General features: G+C 65.4%; 12 protein-coding genes. 8 read left to right on the top strand and 4 right to left on the bottom strand.

Features of this window, described 5'->3' with window-relative positions; all coding sequences use genetic code 11:
- Positions 1–2 precede the first annotated feature (2 nt).
- Positions 3–1,439, top strand: a complete 1,437-nt coding sequence (locus tag AB4Y32_RS03975) for an aldehyde dehydrogenase family protein (protein ID WP_368720087.1) — start codon at positions 3–5, stop codon at positions 1,437–1,439.
- A gap of 62 nt (positions 1,440–1,501) precedes the next feature.
- Here AB4Y32_RS03975 and AB4Y32_RS03970 read toward each other — a convergent pair whose 3' ends face one another.
- Positions 1,502–1,783, bottom strand: coding sequence for a hypothetical protein (locus tag AB4Y32_RS03970; RefSeq protein WP_368720086.1), 282 nt, complete (start codon positions 1,781–1,783; stop codon positions 1,502–1,504).
- A gap of 127 nt (positions 1,784–1,910) precedes the next feature.
- Between AB4Y32_RS03970 and AB4Y32_RS03965 the strand changes: the two genes are divergently transcribed.
- Positions 1,911–3,368, top strand: coding sequence for a DEAD/DEAH box helicase (locus tag AB4Y32_RS03965; RefSeq protein WP_368720085.1), 1,458 nt, complete (start codon positions 1,911–1,913; stop codon positions 3,366–3,368).
- A gap of 106 nt (positions 3,369–3,474) precedes the next feature.
- Here the strand turns inward: AB4Y32_RS03965 and gluQRS are convergent, their stop codons facing one another.
- Positions 3,475–4,356: a tRNA glutamyl-Q(34) synthetase GluQRS gene (gluQRS, locus tag AB4Y32_RS03960; RefSeq protein ID WP_368720084.1), complete on the bottom strand. Its 882-nt coding sequence runs from the start codon at positions 4,354–4,356 to the stop codon at positions 3,475–3,477.
- Positions 4,357–4,406: 50 nt separating this feature from the next.
- Positions 4,407–5,279, bottom strand: coding sequence for a sulfurtransferase (locus AB4Y32_RS03955; RefSeq protein ID WP_368720083.1), 873 nt, complete (start codon positions 5,277–5,279; stop codon positions 4,407–4,409).
- A 281-nt stretch (positions 5,280–5,560) separates the two neighbouring features.
- Between AB4Y32_RS03955 and dnaE the strand changes: the two genes are divergently transcribed.
- Entirely contained in the window at positions 5,561–9,139 is a 3,579-nt protein-coding gene (gene dnaE / locus AB4Y32_RS03950; protein ID WP_368720082.1) for a DNA polymerase III subunit alpha, read from the top strand.
- Positions 9,140–9,205: 66 nt separating this feature from the next.
- Here dnaE and AB4Y32_RS03945 read toward each other — a convergent pair whose 3' ends face one another.
- Positions 9,206–9,973, bottom strand: a complete 768-nt coding sequence (locus AB4Y32_RS03945) for a glycosyltransferase family 2 protein (RefSeq protein WP_368720081.1) — start codon at positions 9,971–9,973, stop codon at positions 9,206–9,208.
- A gap of 320 nt (positions 9,974–10,293) precedes the next feature.
- Here AB4Y32_RS03945 and msbA point away from each other — a divergent pair, with 320 nt between their 5' ends.
- The 5 genes from msbA to AB4Y32_RS03920 all read left to right on the top strand — a co-directional run bounded on the left by msbA (position 10,294) and on the right by AB4Y32_RS03920 (position 17,208).
- The gene (gene msbA, locus AB4Y32_RS03940; protein ID WP_368720080.1) at positions 10,294–12,087 is read left to right on the top strand and encodes a lipid A export permease/ATP-binding protein MsbA; all 1,794 of its coding nucleotides are present in this window, start codon (positions 10,294–10,296) and stop codon (positions 12,085–12,087) included.
- Positions 12,088–12,219: 132 nt separating this feature from the next.
- Positions 12,220–13,299 (top strand): glycosyltransferase family 4 protein, encoded by a 1,080-nt coding sequence (locus AB4Y32_RS03935; RefSeq protein WP_368720079.1) that lies wholly within the window; start codon positions 12,220–12,222, stop codon positions 13,297–13,299.
- 266 nt (positions 13,300–13,565) lie between these two features.
- Positions 13,566–14,693: a glycosyltransferase family 9 protein gene (locus AB4Y32_RS03930; RefSeq protein WP_368720078.1), complete on the top strand. Its 1,128-nt coding sequence runs from the start codon at positions 13,566–13,568 to the stop codon at positions 14,691–14,693.
- Positions 14,690–15,958, top strand: coding sequence for an O-antigen ligase family protein (locus tag AB4Y32_RS03925; RefSeq protein WP_368720077.1), 1,269 nt, complete (start codon positions 14,690–14,692; stop codon positions 15,956–15,958). Before AB4Y32_RS03930 ends, AB4Y32_RS03925 begins: the two co-directional genes overlap by 4 nt.
- Complete coding sequence (locus AB4Y32_RS03920) at positions 15,955–17,208, top strand: glycosyltransferase (RefSeq protein ID WP_368720076.1); 1,254 nt, start codon at positions 15,955–15,957, stop codon at positions 17,206–17,208. The genes AB4Y32_RS03925 and AB4Y32_RS03920 overlap by 4 nt, the downstream gene beginning before the upstream one ends.
- Positions 17,209–17,227 lie beyond the last annotated feature (19 nt).

Raw genomic sequence — 17,227 nt, 5'->3', positions numbered from 1 at the left:
TCATGTTGCAGAAGAGTTATCCGTATTACCTCGCGAATGTAGCGGTAGCCGCGAACACCGATCTCGAAGTCACCGACAAGTTCAGCGGCGAAGTCGCGACGCGCGTCGCGCTCGCCGATGCGGCCGCGATCGACAGGGCCATCGGCCTCGCCGTCGCCGCAATGCCCGAGCTGCGCGCGTTTGCGCCGTTCAAGCGCCAGGCCGTGCTCGAACATTGCGTGAAGCGCTTTCGCGAGCGCTTCGACGAACTGGCGATGGCGCTGTGCATCGAAGCAGGCAAGCCGATCAACGATTCGCGCGGCGAGGTCACGCGCCTGATCGATACGTTCAAGGTCGCGGCGGAAGAATCGGTGCGCATCGACGGCGAGATCGTCAACCTCGAAATCTCGCAGCGCGCGAAGGGTTATCACGCCTATGTGAAGCGCGTGCCCATCGGGCCGTGCTCGTTCATCTCGCCGTTCAACTTTCCGCTGAACCTGGCCGCGCACAAGGTCGCGCCCGCTCTGGCCGCCGGCGTGCCGTTCGTGCTGAAGCCGGCGAGCCGCACGCCGATCGGCGCACTGATCATCGGCGAAGTGCTCGCGGAAACCGATCTGCCGAAGGGCGCGTTCTCGATCCTGCCCGCGCATCGCGACGGCGCCGATCTCTTTACCACCGACGAGCGCTTCAAGCTGCTGTCGTTCACGGGCTCGCCCGTCGTCGGCTGGGATCTGAAAGCGAAGGCAGGCAAGAAGAACGTGATCCTGGAACTGGGCGGCAATGCGGCCGCGATCGTCGATGGCGATCAGCGCGACAAGCTCGATTACGTCGTCGACCGGCTCGCGTTCGGTGCGTTCTATCAGTCGGGGCAAAGCTGCATCGGCGTGCAGCGGATCCTCGCGCACGCGTCGCTCTACGACGCGCTGCGCGAGAAGCTGATCGCGAAGACGAAGTCGCTGAAGATGGGCGATCCGAAGGACGAAAAGACCTTCGTCGGACCGATGATTTCCGAATCGGAATCGCGCCGGCTAGCGGGCTGGATGGACGGCGCGGTGAAGGCGGGCGCGAATATCGTCGCGGGCGGCAAAGTGGACGGCGCGATGTTCGAGGCGACGCTGCTCGAAAACGTCGGACGCGATACCGATCTGTACCGGAAGGAGGCGTTCGGGCCTGTCGCGATCCTCGAAAAGTTCGAGGATTTCAAAAGCGCGCTCGCGACCGTCAACGACAGCGACTTCGGATTGCAGGCGGGCGTCTTCACCGATTCGCTCGCGCACGCGCATCAGGCGTGGGACGAACTGGAAGTAGGCGGCGTGGTCATCAACGATGTGCCGTCGTTTCGCGTCGACAACATGCCGTATGGCGGCGTCAAGGACTCGGGGCTCGGACGCGAGGGCATCCGCTACGCGATCGAGGACATGACGGAGCCGCGCCTGATGGTGATGCGCGAGACGTGGTGAGATTGGGTGAGCAGGGGCGGGCGCTGGCCGATGTGGGCGGCGCGCGCCGCGTCATGCGCATGTCAGGCGGCTGTCACCGGGTTGACTCGTTCGCCGTCTACGCTGCCCGCGTCGGACACGGTCCGCGCCGCTTCGCTTGCGACGGGTGTGTCCGCGCCGGACGGCAGCGCGGCCGTCCCCGGGCGCTGCAGGCCGGTGTCGTAGAAGAACAGGCCGGAAGCCGAAGTGCTACAATACCGCCCTTTCCGGCGGATGTTTCCGCCGGCCGGAGCCGGCCGCATGCCTGCCGATACCTGGTGATACCAGAGCGGAGCTTGTGCGGGACGCCGTGGCTCCGCCTTCATCCTGATGCCCTCCGCGGCCCCGGCCGCTGCAGAAGTAGCTGCAAGAGAGTTTGAGCGGACGCCCGGGCGCCCGCCTTTGGCAACGCGCAAGCGGTTCCGCCCAAGCGCATTTTTAGCGAAAGCCACCATGTCCGACACAGCAACCACGCCCAGCACCGTGACCTTCGACCAGTTCGGTCTCCACGCCGACATCCTCAAAGCCATCGCGGAACAGGGATACACGACGCCGACGCCGATCCAGGCCAAGGCAATCCCCGTCGTGCTGGGCGGCCGGGACGTGATGGGCGCCGCGCAGACGGGCACGGGCAAGACGGCGGGCTTCTCGCTGCCGATCATCCAGCGCCTGCTGCCGCTCGCGAACACGAGCGCGTCGCCCGCGCGCCACCCGGTCCGCGCGCTGATCCTCACGCCGACGCGCGAACTCGCCGACCAGGTCGCCGCGAACGTGCAGTCGTACGCGAAGCACACGGCGCTGCGCAGTGCCGTCGTGTTCGGCGGCGTCGACATGAACCCGCAATCGGCGGAACTGCGGCGCGGCGTCGAAATCCTGATCGCGACGCCGGGACGCCTGCTCGACCACGTGCAGCAGAAGACGGCCAACCTCGGCCAGGTGCAGATGCTCGTGCTCGACGAGGCCGACCGCATGCTCGACATGGGCTTCCTGCCCGACCTGCAGCGCATCCTGAACCTGCTGCCGAGCGAGCGTCAGACGCTGCTCTTCTCGGCGACTTTTTCGCCCGAAATCAAGAAGCTCGCGTCCACTTATCTGCGCAACCCGCAGACGATCGAAGTCGCGCGCAGCAACTCGACGGCGACCAACGTCACGCAGATCGTCTTCGAAGTGGCCGAGGGCGACAAGACGGGCGCCGTCGTGCAGTTGATCCGTGAGCGCAGCCTCAAGCAGGTGATCGTGTTCTGCAACAGCAAGATCGGCGCGAGCCGCCTCGCGCGCCAGCTGGAGCGCGACGGCGTGGTGGCGACGGCGATTCACGGCGACCGCACGCAAAGCGAACGGATGCAGGCGCTCGACGCGTTCAAGCGCGGCGAAATCGAAGCGCTGGTGGCGACGGATGTGGCGGCGCGCGGTCTCGACATCGCGGAACTGCCTGCCGTGATCAACTTCGATCTGCCGTTCAACGCCGAAGACTACGTGCACCGGATCGGCCGGACGGGCCGCGCGGGCGCATCGGGCGATGCGCTGTCGCTGTTCAGCCCGAACGAGCGCAAGCAGCTCGCCGACATCGAGAAGCTGATCAAGCGTCCGCTGGAAGTGCAGCGTCTCGCCGTCGACACTCCCGTGCGTCACCATCACGACGAGCGCGGCTCGCGGCGCGACCGCGACGACCGCGGCAGCCGTCGTCGCACGACGGGCGCGCACGAGCGTCCGTCGCATGGGGCGCATCATCGTCAGCAGCCCATCGACGATTTCTTCTTGAAGCCGTACGAGCCGTCGCCTTCGGCCGTGTCGGCTTCCGCCAAGCGCGAAGAGGCGCCCGCCGCGCCGCAGAAGCCCGCTTCGAAGCAGCCGCTCGCTGCGCTGCTCGGTGGCTTCGGGATGCCGCGCAAGACCACTTCCTCAACTTGATATCGCTTGAACGCCGGCGGCGGCATGCTGAGTGGCGAGACTAGCTGAAAACGGCGCCATTGCTGGCGCCGTTTTTATTTCTTTTCATCGCGCCGCGCTGGATGCTTCAGCGTTTCACTCGCTTCGACCACGCCTCGATCGCTTCAGCGTAAAACGCTTGTCGCGACAACGCAGCCGTCCCGCTCAGCGCCAGCCCCAGATGCAACGCCGCGTCGTTGAGCGCGACGAGCGGCCGGCTTGCGTCGAGCGCGAGCGCGCCCGTCTGCTTGCTGAGCTTTTCACCGTCGGTATTCGTGACGACGGGCACGTGAAGATAAGAGGGCGTCGGCACGCCCAAGCACTGTTGCAGATAAATCTGACGAGCCGTCGAGTCGAGCAGATCCGCGCCACGCACGACATGCGTGATGCGCTGATCCGCATCGTCGACGACGACAGCCAGTTGATACGCCCACTGATCGTCGGCCCGGCGCAAGACGAAATCGCCGACTTCCGTCGCGAGATTTTGCGTCTGCGGGCCTTGCCAGCGGTCGTCGAATGACACGATGGCGGCATCGCCGTCGGGAACGCGCAATCGCCATGCGCGGGCGGGCTTGCCGTTCAGGCCGTTGCGGCAAGTGCCGGGATAGGCGAGCGTCGTATGGCGCGCATGCGCATGCACGAGCGAATCGGCGATCTCCTTGCGCGTGCAGCCGCACGGATAAACGAGCCCTGTCGATTGCACGCGTTCGAATTCCCGCTGATAAAGCGGCATGCGCCGGCTTTGCCTGACGGGCGGCTCGTCGGCCACCATGCCGAAGCGCGCAAGGGTTTCGAGAATATCTTCTGCCGCGCCGGGGACGGTGCGCGGACCGTCGATGTCTTCGATCCGCACGAGCCACGTACCGCGATGCGCGCGCGCATCGAGCCAGCTTGCGAGCGCGCTGACCAGCGAACCGAAATGCAGCGGGCCGGTCGGCGAGGGGGCGAAACGTCCGCGATAGGCTGTCATGCCGCGAACGTCAGCATCGAACCATCACAGCGTGCGCGTGCGCGTGCGGGTTACGCGGCGCGCGCCGCGCTGGCGTGTTGCGCTTGCGGATGACAGGCAGCGCAGGTCTTGCCCGGCACGTAGAACGGCGACTTCTGGTCTTCCGGCGCGACGACGGCGCGGCAGCCGAAGCACTGCACGGTGGCCGTCGGCTGCAGATTCGGATCGAGGGAAGTGCGATAGTCGAACACGAAGCACTCGCCGTTGTAGTGCGCGCCGCCTACTTCCTCGAAGTACTTCAGAATGCCGCCTTCCAGCTGGTAGACGTTTTCGATGCCGACATCCTTCATGTGGATCGCTGCCTTCTCGCAGCGAATGCCGCCCGTGCAGAACGACACGACCGTCTTGCCTTCGAGGTCCGCGCGGTTCTGCTCGATCACGTCGGGAAACTGGCTGAACTTCGTGATGCGGTAATCGAGCGCATGGTCGAACGTGCCGACGTCGACTTCGAACGCGTTGCGCGTGTCGAGCATCACGACGGGGCGGCCGGCGTCGTCGTGACCGCGGTCGAGCCACATCTTGAGCGTGCGTGCATCGACGGCGGGCGCGCGACTCAGTTCCGGCTTGATGGCCGGCTTCTTCATCGTGATGATTTCGCGCTTGAGCTTGACGAGCATCCGGCGGAACGGCTGTTTTTCCGACAGGCTTTCCTTGAACTGAAGTTCGGCGAATTTGCCTTCGAAGAGAGGATCGCGACGGATATAGTCGATGAATTCGCGCACTTGCGGGATTTCACCGGCGATAAACAGGTTGATGCCTTCCGGCGCGAGCAGGATCGTGCCGCGCAAGCCGAGTTCGTTGCAGCGAGCGGTGACGAGCGGCCGCCATTCGACTGTCTTGTCGAGCGTCGAGAACTGGTAGGCCGAGAGATTCAGAATATTCATGCTGGTCCAGCGATAAAGCGCCGTGCCCCGGCGCGCATCGATGGCGGGCGCAGCACGTGTACGGCAGGGAATGGGTGCGAGCCCGTATTATCCCTCATCCTGCGGATCGCTTCGCAATCTGCCGGACGGCATATTGACTTGCGCACGAACAGGCCGAATGGCCGACCCCTATGCGCGCGGATCGCCGCCGTAAAAGCCCCACGCGCGAGCGCGCCTGGCCGGATGGCCAATGGGCTGGTTCAGGGCCGTTTTGCCGAAAATTTTCGGGAGGGGGGGTTACAATGTCGCCCATGTCAGATCCCCGCTTCGTCCATCTCCGCGTTCACTCCGAATTCTCGATTGCCGATGGCATCGTGCGCCTCGACGATGTCGTCGCCGCCGCTGCCAAAGACGGTCAGGGCGCGCTCGCGCTGACCGATCTCGGCAACGCATTCGGTCTCGTCCGCTTTTACAAGGAAGCCCGCGACAAAGGGGTCAAACCCATTGCGGGCTGCGATGTCTGGATCACGAATTCCGACGACCGCGACAAGCCTTCGCGTCTTCTGCTGCTGGTCAAGAACAAGACCGGCTATCTGAACCTGTGCGAACTGCTGTCGAAGGCGTGGCTCACGAACCAGTGTCGCGGACGAGCGGAAGTCGACGCAGCGTGGCTCGAAAGCGGCCTCGCCGAGGGACTGCTTGCGCTGTCGGGCGCGCAGCACGGCGACGTGGGCATTGCGCTCGCGGCGGGGAACGAGGAAGCCGCAAAGCGCAATGCCACGCGTTGGGCGAAAGTCTTTCCGAACGCGTTCTATATCGAACTGCAACGCAGCGGGCAGCCCGGCGTCGAGACATATGTGCAGCAGGCGGTCGCTCTGGCCGCTTCGCTGAAGCTGCCTGTCGTCGCGACGCATCCGCTGCAGTACATGACGGCCGACGACTTCACCGCGCACGAAGCGCGCGTGTGCATTTCCGAGGGCGACATTCTCGCGAATCCGCGTCGCCAGAAGCGCTTTACGACGGACCAGTATTTCCGCACGCAAGACGAGATGGCCGCAATGTTCGCGGACATCCCGTCCGCGCTCGCGAACGCCGTCGAAATCGCGAAGCGCTGCAACCTCACGCTCGAGCTTGGCAAGCCGAAGCTGCCGCTCTTTCCGACGCCCGACGGCATGTCGCTCGACGACTACCTCGTGCAGCTGTCGAAGGAGGGGCTGGAGAAGCGCCTCGAGCAGCTGTACCCCGATCAGGCCGAACGCGACGCGCAGCGCGAAACGTACTACGCGCGTCTCGATTTCGAATGCGGCACGATCATCAAGATGGGCTTCCCGGGCTACTTCCTGATCGTCGCGGACTTCATCAACTGGGCGAAGAATAATGGCGTGCCCGTCGGGCCGGGCCGGGGCTCGGGCGCGGGCTCGCTCGTCGCGTACGCGCTCGGCATCACCGACCTCGATCCGCTGCGCTATAACCTGCTGTTTGAACGTTTTCTGAATCCGGAGCGGGTGTCGATGCCCGACTTCGACATCGACTTCTGCCAGCACGGCCGCGACCGCGTGATCCAGTACGTGAAGGAGAAGTACGGCGCCGATGCCGTATCGCAGATTGCGACGTTCGGCACGATGGCCGCGAAGGCGGCCGTGCGCGACATCGGCCGGGTGCTCGATCTCGGCTACATGTTCACGGACGGCGTCGCGAAGCTGATTCCGTTCAAGCCTGGCAAGCATGTGACCATCGCCGACGCGATGAAGGAAGAGCCGCTGCTGCAGGAGCGCTTCGACAACGAAGACGAAGTGCACCAGCTGCTCGAGCTCGCGCAGCGCGTGGAAGGCCTGACGCGTAACGTCGGCATGCACGCGGGCGGCGTGCTGATCGCGCCCGGCAAGCTGACCGACTTCTGCCCGCTCTATACGCAGGGCGACGAAAGCGGCGTCGTGAGCCAGTACGACAAGGACGATGTCGAAGCCGTCGGCCTCGTGAAGTTCGACTTTCTGGGCCTGACCACGCTGACCATTCTCGACTGGGCCGAGCGCTATATCCGCCGCCTCGATCCGTCGAAGGAGAACTGGTCGCTCTCGCAAGTGCCGCTCGACGACCCGGCCTCGTTCTCGATCCTCAAGAAAGCGAACACCGTCGCCGTGTTCCAGCTGGAAAGCCGCGGCATGCAGGGCATGTTGAAGGACGCGCAGCCCGACCGCTTCGAGGACATCATCGCGCTGGTCGCGTTGTACCGTCCGGGTCCGATGGACCTGATCCCGAGCTTTTGCGCGCGCAAGCACGGTCGCGAAACGGTCGAGTATCCGGACCCGCGCGTCGAGCCTGTTCTGAAAGAGACCTACGGCATCATGGTCTATCAGGAGCAGGTGATGCAGATGGCGCAGATCATCGGCGGCTATTCGCTGGGCGGCGCCGACCTGCTGCGCCGCGCGATGGGCAAGAAGAAGCCCGAGGAAATGGCGAAGCATCGCGAGATCTTCGCCGAGGGCGCCGCGAAGAACGGCCTCACGCGCGAGAAGTCCGACGAGATCTTCGACCTGATGGAGAAGTTCGCGGGCTACGGCTTCAACAAGTCGCACGCGGCCGCCTATGCGCTGCTCGCGTACTACACCGCGTGGCTCAAGGCGCACCATCCCGCCGAATTCATGGCGGCCAACATGTCGCTCGCGATGGACGACACGGACAAGGTCAAGATCCTGTTCGAAGACTGCCTCGCGAACAAGATGGCTGTGTTGCCGCCGGACATCAATCTGTCCGCGTATCGCTTCGAGCCGGTCGCTGAAAGCGACGGCAAGCGCTCGCGCACGATCCGCTATGGCCTGGGCGCGATCAAGGGCAGCGGCCAGAACGCAATCGAAGAAATCCTGCGCGCGCGGGAAGACGGGCCGTTCGTCGATCTCTTCGATTTCTGCAACCGCATCGATCGCCGCATCGTCAACCGCCGCACGATCGAAGCGCTGATTCGCGCGGGCGCGTTCGATTCGCTGCACGCGAACCGCGCGCAACTGCTCGCGTCGGTGTCGCTCGCGATGGAAGCCGCTGATCAGGCGAGCGCCAACGCGATGCAGGCAGGTCTGTTCGACATGGGCGATGCGCCGTCGCAAGGCCATGAACTCGTCGACGAGCCGGTGTGGCCGGACAAGCGCCGCCTGCAGGAAGAAAAGACGGCGCTCGGCTTCTATCTGTCGGGCCATCTGTTCGACGCGTACAAGGACGAAGTGCGCCGCTTCGTGCGGCAGAAGATCGGCGAGCTGAAGGAAGGGCGCGACAAGCTGGTAGCAGGCGTGATTGTTTCGCTGCGCACGCAGATGACCCAGCGCGGCAAGATGCTGATCGCGCTGCTCGACGACGGCACGGGCCAGTGCGAAGTGACCGTCTTCAACGAGCAGTTCGAGGCGCACAAGCAACTCTTCAAGGAAGACGAACTGCTCGTCGTGCAGGGCCAGGCGCGCAACGACGCGTTCACGGGCGGCATCCGCTTCACCGTCGATACGCCGATGGATCTGGGCCGCGCGCGCACGCGCTATGCGCAGGCGGTGAAGGTGCGGATGAACGGCAACGCGGACGCCCACGCGCTGCGGCGTGTGCTCGAAGCGCATTGCGCGAAGCCGGAAGATGCCGAAAGCGCGGCGCCCGCTGCCGCGCCCAGCCGCAGCGGCCGTGGCGGTCAATATGGGCAGAATGGTCAAGGCGCTGACATGGGCCGTGGGCAGCGCCCGACCGCGCCGATGCCTAACGGTCTTGCCGTGCAGATCGTCTATCGCAGCGACAACGCCGAAGGCGAGGTGCGGCTCGGCGATGCGTGGCGCGTGAAGCCGACGGACGAATTGCTGGCCGCGTTGCGCAACGAGTTTTCGGGCAGTGCGATCGAGATCGTGTACTGACTGATTGACAGATCGGTCGGGTGATCGAGCAAGAGAGAGGCTCGCGCGAGCGGGCCTCGGTTTCGTTCACGTGCCCGAAGCGTCCTTGCGCCCCAACTGCGCGAGCTTCACGAACCGGTAGTACACGGTTTCCGCATTGAACATTGCGATCATGAAGCCCGCGCGCCCATCGAGAAACCCGCGCCGCAGCAGGTATGTGCGCACGAACGCCCACGCGCCTCTCGCGACGGCCTTGCCGAAGCTGCCGCGCTGGCCGTCTGCATGACGCTGTTGCGCGCCCAGCGTCGAATACGCGTCGAGCTTGCGCAACACCGTCTCGAAGTCTTCGTACGAGTGATGCATCAGCTTGCCTTCGAGGCGCTTCGCGGGCGTCTCGAAGACGAGCCGCTCGTGCACGAGATCATCGGAGAAGCGCGCGGCGCCGCGTTTGAAGAGGCGCGGAATCCAGTCCGGATACCAGCCGCTGTGGCGCACCCAGTGGCCGCAAAACGCCGACAGCCGGTCGACCGTGTAGACATCGGCGGCGGGCGCGGCGAGTGCGCTTGCGATAGAGACGGCCAGTTCGGGTGTCACGATTTCGTCGGCGTCGATCGACAGGACCCACGTCGTGTCGAGCGCGTCGACGGCGCGGTTCTTCTGCGGGCCGAAACCCGGCCAGTCGGCGTGCGTGAGCACGCGGGCGCGATGCGCGCGGGCGATCTCGACGGTGCCGTCGGTGCTGCCGCTGTCGACGACGACGATCTCGTCGGCGAACGCGACGGCCCGCAGGCATTCGTCGAGCCTGCGCGCGGCATTCTTCGTGATGATGGCGACGCCGAGCGTGGGTTGTGTCATGCGAGTCGAAAGCGGGAGGGAGGGCGCACGGCGCACGCGGTCTGCTGGTAAGCGCCGCCGGAGCCCGGCGAAAGTTGCGCAAGTATACACAGCACGGCGCACGGCACCGGCCGCGTGCCCGAAAAGACCCGCCTCAAGCACGACGAGTCGCGAAACCGTCCGCCGGGCCAATCCGCCAATGCGGACTTTTACCGGACATTCGGCCGACCCGGGATAGCAACCCGGACGGTTTACAATGTCGCATTTGCAAATCCGCCCGAGGGGCGGTTGATGGACGCTGCGGGACGCCGCGAAGCGCGTCCGCATTTCCAGAGGATCTCTTGAGCGCCAAGCCAACGTTAAGCAAGCCCATCGGCTCGGGTGAAGTGTCGTCGACAGTCGTCGTGCTGCGCCGTCTGTGGCCGTATGTGAAGCCGCTCATCTGGACCGTCATCGCTGCAATCGTGACGATGGGCGCCGTTGCCGCCACAGAGGCCGGCATTCCCGCGCTGCTCAAGCCGTTGCTCGACCATGGCTTCGGCACGCACAGCAGCGACAGCGCGAAATGGTACGTGCCGCTCGCCGTGATCGGCCTCGCGCTCGTGCGCGGGGTCGCGCAGTACGCGTCGGGCTATCTGCTGTCGTATGTGTCGAACCGGATTCTGCTCGATCTGCGGCTCACGATGTTCAACCGCATGATCCACGGCAGCGTCGCGTTCTTCCAGCGCGAGACGGCGAGCACGGTGATCAACGCGATCGTCTTCGAAGTCAACCAGATCCTGAACGTGCTGACGGGCGTGATGGTCACGCTCGTGCGCGATTCGCTGACGGTCGTGTTCCTGCTCGGCTATCTGTTCTATCTGAACTGGCGTCTGACGCTGATCGTCGCCGTGCTGCTGCCGGGCATCGGCTGGCTCGTGGGCAAGATCAACCGGCGTCTGCGACGGCTCAACCGCGAGCATCAGACGCTCACGAACGAGCTGTCATACATCGTCGAGGAGACGGTGGGCGGCTACAAGGTCGTCAAGGTCCACAACGGCGAGCAGTACGAAATCGACCGCTTCACGCAGATGAGCAAGCGCCTGCGCGGCTACTCGATGCGCATGACGGTGTCGGGAGGTCTCGCGCAGCCGCTCACGCAGTTTCTCGCATCGATCGCGCTCGCGGTCGTGATCACGATTGCCGTCGTGCAGTCGTCGCACGATCAGACGACGGTTGGCGGCTTCGTCGCGTTCGTCACGTCGATGCTGCTGATCATTTCGCCCCTCAAGCACCTGATGGACGTGAACCAGCCGCTGCAACGCGGCATGACGGCGGCCGAGCTGATCTTCGGGCTGATCGACGAGCCGTCGGAGCCGGCGGGCGGCGGGCGCAAGCTGGAGCGCTCGAACGGCGAGGTCGAATTCCGCGACGTGTCGTTCATGTACGGCGCGAGCGGCCCGATGCAGCGGCAGACGCTCGACAGCGTGTCGTTCAAGGTCGCGCCGGGCGAGATGGTCGCGCTGGCCGGTCCGTCGGGCAGCGGCAAGACGACGCTCGTGAACCTGCTGCCGCGCTTCTTCGATCCGAGCGGCGGCGCGATTCTCGTCGACGGCGTCGCGCTGCCCGAGTACGGCCTTCACGAACTGCGCGGCCAGATCGCGATGGTGAGCCAGGACGTCGTGCTCTTCAACGACACGATCGCGAACAACGTCGCGTATGGCCAGACGGCCGACGCCGAGCGCGTGAAAGCGGCGTTGCACGCGGCCAATCTGTGGGACACGGTGGCCGCGATGCCGAACGGCATCGACACGCTGATCGGCGACAACGGCATGATGCTGTCGGGCGGCCAGCGCCAGCGGCTTGCGATCGCGCGCGCCGTGTACAAGGACGCGCCCATCCTGATTCTCGACGAAGCCACCTCGGCGCTCGATTCCGAATCCGAGCGCCATGTGCAGGCCGCGCTCGAAACGCTGATGAAGGGCCGCACGACGCTCGTGATCGCGCACCGCCTGTCGACCATCGAACGCGCGGACCGCATTCTCGTGCTCGACGCGGGGCGCATCGTCGAGCGCGGCAGTCATCGCGAACTGCTCGCGCAAAACGGGCTCTACGCGCATCTGCATCGGATCCAGTTTCAGCAGCATGCGGCGTGAGCGGATGCGCACGCGCATCGCTGATCGCGCGGCGCGGATCGTCCCGCCCGCGCCCGCTGCCGCCGTGCCGACTTCACACCGCACGCGCGGCGTTCATGCCCGTTCGATCGACGCTCCGGCAAAGCCCCTTCAATGCTAAAAATCGGAATCTCCGCCAACGCGCTCAAGTACAGCGGCGGCCTCGAGCGCTATGCGATGGACCTCGTGCGTGGATTCGCCGGCGTCGGCATCGAGCCTGCGTTCTTCGCGCGGCGCTTCGACATGACGGTGCCGGAGAGCGGCCTCGTCGAGCGCCATCGAATCGCCGTGTCGCTCCTGCCGGGCAAATGGCGCGATGTGTGGTTTTCGGCCCGTCTGCGCAGGGCGCGCCGCGCCGCGCGCGTCGACGTGCTGATCGGCTGCAACCGCGTCGATTCGTCGGATATCGCGATCTGCGGCGGCACGCACATCGGCTTTCTGCGTGCGACGCGCCGCCCGGCGAAGCGTTCCGACGGGCGGCAGATCGAACTCGAAAAGCGCCAGTACGAACGCTCGGCGGTGATCGTCGCGCATTCCGATCTGATGCGCGATGAGCTGATCGAACTGTACGGCGTCGACGAAGCGAAGATTGAAGTCCTCTATCCGCCCGTCGACGGAGCGCGCTTCACGCCTGTCGACGCCGCGACGCGCTCCGCGCTGCGCAAGCGTTACGGCTTCGCCGACGATGAAATCGTGCTGCTGTTTCCGTCGAGCAGCCATCGGCGCAAGGGCTTGCCGCTGATCGCAGCCGCGCTGCGCGACATCGATCCGCGTGTGGTCGTCGCCGTCGCGGGCCGGCCGCTCGACAAGCCGGCAGAGCGCATCCGCCATATCGGCTACGTGCGTGAAATCGAAGACTGCTACCGTGCCGCGGACTTCACGATCCTCGCATCGGAATACGAGCCTTTCGGACTGGTGGGCGTCGAGTCGGTGATGTGCGGCACGCCCGTGATCTTCCCGTCGACGATCGGCTGCTGTTCGGCGATTGCCGAGCAGGCCAGGTTCGTTTTCGCGCACGGCGACGTGGCCGCATTGCGGGCGGCGATCGAGCGCGCGGTGAAGACGTCGTCGGCGCAAGCGCATGCTGCTGCTGGCCCGCGCGTTCCCGCCGGCTCCGTGCTCTACGACACGAGCGTGGCGGCCCACGTCGCGACGCTTTTGAAGCTGGCGCAGCGCGTGAGCCGCACCCGTTAGCCGTTTGCGGGACTGTCATTGGGGGGCCACATGGTAAAATCAGGCGCTTCTGATGCAGATTATTCGTCGAACGATCGCGTATTTCGGGTGACGGGCAACGGAAGTCATTGCGCGCTTTTTTTGCGATAGGCGTTGCGCTCACGTATCAGCGGGCATCAGAGATGACACCGTCGGAAAATGTTTTGTATGAGAAAAGAGCGGCCTGCTGCCACCAAGGTGAGCAGCGGACGGGAATCGCTGGAGAGGGCCAACGCGGCGATCACCCAATGAGTCGACTGTCCGGACGTATCCGAATCTTTGCGCGCGCTATTCCGCGACTCGCGCTCAAGCCATTGCGCCGCAGGCCCGCCGCACCCGCGCGCATTCTGATTGCCCACCATCTGCTGCTCGGCGATACGCTGCTGCTCACACCGTTGCTGGCGAAGCTGCGCACGCAGTATCCGCAGGCTGACATCGTGCTCGCGTGCCCTAAGCCGATCGTGCCGCTGTATGCCGCGCGGCCGTTCGACGTCACGGCGTTGCCGTTCGATCCGCGCGATCTGTCGACGGTGCGGGGCGTGTTGCGCTCGGGCCCGTACGATCTGGGCATCGTCGCCGGCGACAACCGGCACAGCTGGCTTGCGCTCGGCGCGGGCTGCCGCTGGATCGTTGCGCATGCAGCCGATGTGCCCGCATGGAAGAACTGGCCCGTCGACGAGCACATTCCGTATCCGTCGAAGCCGGCCGCCTGGGCCGATCTCGCGACGGAGCTGATAGAAGGCGAGCCGCCGCGTCACTACCGGACGCAGGATTGGCCCGCGCCCGCCGCTTCAGCCGCGTTGGACGAACGGCTGACGCAACGGCCGTACGTCGTGCTGCATCCGGGCGCGAGCACGGCCGTCAAGCGCTGGCCGGACGCGCGTTGGCGCGAAGTCGCGCAATACGTTGCCCGCCTCGGATACTTGCCCGTATGGAGTGGCGGCCCCGGCGAAACCGATCTGATTCGTCGCATCGATCCCGATCCCGGGCATCCGAATCTGGCGGGGCGCCTCGGGCTCGGCGAGCTATGGCATCTGTTTGCCGGCGCGCGTGCGGTGGTGTGTCCCGACACGGGCGTCGCGCATCTCGGGCGCCTCGTCGGCGTGCCGACGATTGCGCTCTTCGGTCCCGGCAATGCACTGATTCACGGCGCCGGCCAATACTGGAGCGACGTGCGGTTCGTGCCCGTCACGATCGCCGATATGCCGTGCCGTAACGAGCCGTTTATTTTTCGCCGCGAGGTGCCGTGGGTCCGCCGTTGCGACCGCAACGCCGAGACTTGCGTCGACTGGCGCGGCGATCACGCTGCGTGCATGGGCCGCCTGACGGTCGATTCCGTCTGCCGGGCGTTGAGCGATGCACTGGGAGTCTCATGAAAAACTTGGCGGCGCGCGGAGAGCGCGTGCTTTGGGTTGCCTGCCCGATCATCCTGTTTGCGGTCATGTTCGGACACATGACCGCGATCGTCTATAACGGGCTCGCGCTGCTGGCCATCGGTACGCTGTGCGCCGCGTGCGCATCGGATGCGACGGCGCTGCGCCGCTGGCCACTCGTCCTGCCGATCTGCGCGTGGGCCGCATGGGCGCTGGCCGCCGTCGCGTGGTCGCGCGCGCAGCCCGTCAGCCTGCATCAGTGGTTCGACGAGATTCTCTATCCGTTCGTCGCCTTTTTCGGCTTCTGGGTCGTCGGCAGCCGCACACAGCGGCCGACGTCCTTCGTCGCCGTCACGTGGATTGCCGCCGCGTTGCTGGCTTTCACGAGCATCGTCAACTGGGGTCACCTGCAACCGCCCACGGCCGATACGTTCCTGCTCCACTACTACAACCGCGTCGGCCATACGAGCACGCTGGCCGTCTTCGCGATGCCGCTCTTCTCCGGCGTGATGCTGCGCGCGCGCTGGCGGACAGTCGGGATGACAGGGCTCATCCTCTGCCTGTTCGTCGGGCTCGCCACGCTCAACCGCTTCTTCTGGCCGGCCGCGGCGATCACCCTGCTGATCGCGCTGTATCCGTTCTACCGCAAGCGGATGTTGATCGCGGGCGTGGTGTGCCTCCTCGTGGCCGCCGCGGCGCTCGGAAGCCTCGAACTCAGCGCGCGGCTGCGCTACGGCGACGCGGCGCCGCGTCCGGCGCAAGGCGACTTCCACATCGGCGGACATCAGATCTACCTGCCGCCCGCGCTGGTGGGCATCGGCGACACGGTGTCGAACGATACGCGTCCCAAGCTGTGGGCGTTCTACGAGCGCGTGGGCGCGGAGCACACGTGGACGGGTATCGGCTTCGGCAAGCCGCTGCCTGGCATCGCCTATAAGGAGCAGATGCCCGCGAGCCTGCTCGCGGTCGAGCCCCTGGCGCTCACGCATGCGCACAATCTGTTCATCAACACGTGGCTCCAGACGGGGTTCATCGGCGTCGCGCTGCAGTCCGTGCTGCTGCTCGCGCTCGTCGCGCGCTTCTGGAGCCTGCGCCATGTCGAGCCGCTCGTCAGCGCAGCGGGCATTGCGCTCGTCGCAGGCATGCTCGCGAAGAACGTGACGGATGACTTCATGTGGCAAACGACGATTCTCGCTTTCTGGTCTTTCTCCGGTCTGCTGCTGGGAATCGGCGAGCACAGCCGCGAGACACGCAAGGTGATGCCATGACGCTGCGCCGTGAATCCCACCAACCCGTTGCGGCCCTCCACGCGCAAGGGCGGGAAGCCGACGGCGCGCCGTTGCGCATCCTGTTCCACATCAACGACTTCGGCAAAGGCGGTACGGAAACGTCGTTGCTCGCGTGGCTCAATGCGTTGGACCGACGGCATTTCGCGCCGGCCGTCTCGGTTGCGTATCCGACCGACGATCTCGCGTTCTGGCAATCTCATTCGATTCCCGCCGATGTCCCCGTCTATGTGCTCGCGGAGCCGGGCTGGATGCACGGCACGCATCTGATCGCGCGCAAGCGCAAGCTGAAGGGCGCGAAGAAGCTCTATCACAAGCTGCTGACGTATGGCGTCGTCAGGCCGCTGGCCGCACGCCGCTTCACGCGTATCGCGCGAAGCTTCGACATCGTCTGCGACTACGACTTTTCGCTGCGCCATCTGGCCGGCCGCTGCGAAGTGCCCGTGGTCGGCGTGAGCCACTTCAGTCTCGCGACTCGCATCGGCAACCGCGGCGCGCGCTTTCTCGCGCGACGGATGAACCAGTACCGGCGCTATGCCGCCGTCGCCATGATCACGCCGGCCATGGCGCGTGAAGCCGAGTCGCTCTTCGGCAGCGACCGGCTGAACCTCGTCGAGCTGCCCAACGTGATCGACATCGCGCGAATCCGGCGCGACGCGACAGCGAGCGTCGACTATCCGGCGAATCCGTACATCGTGTCGGTGGCGAGGCTCGATGAAGGGCAAAAGGATAACTCGACGCTGCTGCGCGCGTTCGCCGAAGTCTGCCGCCGCGCTACGACGCCGATCGATCTCGTGCTGATCGGCGAAGGCCGCGACCGCGCGAAGCTGGAGCAGCTCGCGGCCGAACTGGGCATTGGCGCTCGCGTGCAGTTCCTTGGGTTTCGCGCGAATCCGTTCCCGTACATACGACACGCGGAGATGCTGGTCCTGAGCAGCCGCTACGAAGGGTGCCCGATGGTGCTGGGCGAAGCGATGGCGATCGGCACGCCCGTCATTTCCGCCGATTGTCCGACGGGGCCGCGCGATCTTTTAGACGGCGGCAACGCGGGCCTGCTCGTGCCGCCAGGCGATGTCGGAGCGATGGCGTCGGCGATCGAACGCCTGCTGACTGACGGCGCCGCGCGCCGGGTGCAGATCGAAAACGCCAACAGGAAAGTGGCTTCGTTCGCGCCGGAAAACGCAAGCCGACGCATGCTGCAACTCGTGCGGCGGCTTCGCGGGATGAAGTGAAAGTCGACGCGATGATCAG

Origin of the sequence: Paraburkholderia phymatum (assembly GCF_040965635.1) — a bacterium.
Taxonomy (GTDB): Bacteria; Pseudomonadota; Gammaproteobacteria; order Burkholderiales; family Burkholderiaceae; genus Paraburkholderia; species Paraburkholderia phymatum_B.
Note: the sequence above shows the minus strand (reverse complement) of the source record. Positions and strands in the feature narration are given on the sequence as shown.

Coding starts and splice junctions, on each gene's coding strand:
- AB4Y32_RS03920 (WP_368720076.1), top strand. CDS start 15,955: ATGACGCTGCGCCGTGAATCCCACCAACCCGTTGCGGCCCTCCACGCG.
- AB4Y32_RS03965 (WP_368720085.1), top strand. CDS start 1,911: ATGTCCGACACAGCAACCACGCCCAGCACCGTGACCTTCGACCAGTTC.
- AB4Y32_RS03945 (WP_368720081.1), bottom strand. CDS start 9,973: ATGACACAACCCACGCTCGGCGTCGCCATCATCACGAAGAATGCCGCG.
- AB4Y32_RS03935 (WP_368720079.1), top strand. CDS start 12,220: ATGCTAAAAATCGGAATCTCCGCCAACGCGCTCAAGTACAGCGGCGGC.
- AB4Y32_RS03930 (WP_368720078.1), top strand. CDS start 13,566: ATGAGTCGACTGTCCGGACGTATCCGAATCTTTGCGCGCGCTATTCCG.
- gluQRS (WP_368720084.1), bottom strand. CDS start 4,356: ATGACAGCCTATCGCGGACGTTTCGCCCCCTCGCCGACCGGCCCGCTG.
- AB4Y32_RS03975 (WP_368720087.1), top strand. CDS start 3: ATGTTGCAGAAGAGTTATCCGTATTACCTCGCGAATGTAGCGGTAGCC.
- AB4Y32_RS03955 (WP_368720083.1), bottom strand. CDS start 5,279: ATGAATATTCTGAATCTCTCGGCCTACCAGTTCTCGACGCTCGACAAG.
- dnaE (WP_368720082.1), top strand. CDS start 5,561: ATGTCGCCCATGTCAGATCCCCGCTTCGTCCATCTCCGCGTTCACTCC.
- AB4Y32_RS03925 (WP_368720077.1), top strand. CDS start 14,690: ATGAAAAACTTGGCGGCGCGCGGAGAGCGCGTGCTTTGGGTTGCCTGC.
- AB4Y32_RS03970 (WP_368720086.1), bottom strand. CDS start 1,783: ATGAAGGCGGAGCCACGGCGTCCCGCACAAGCTCCGCTCTGGTATCAC.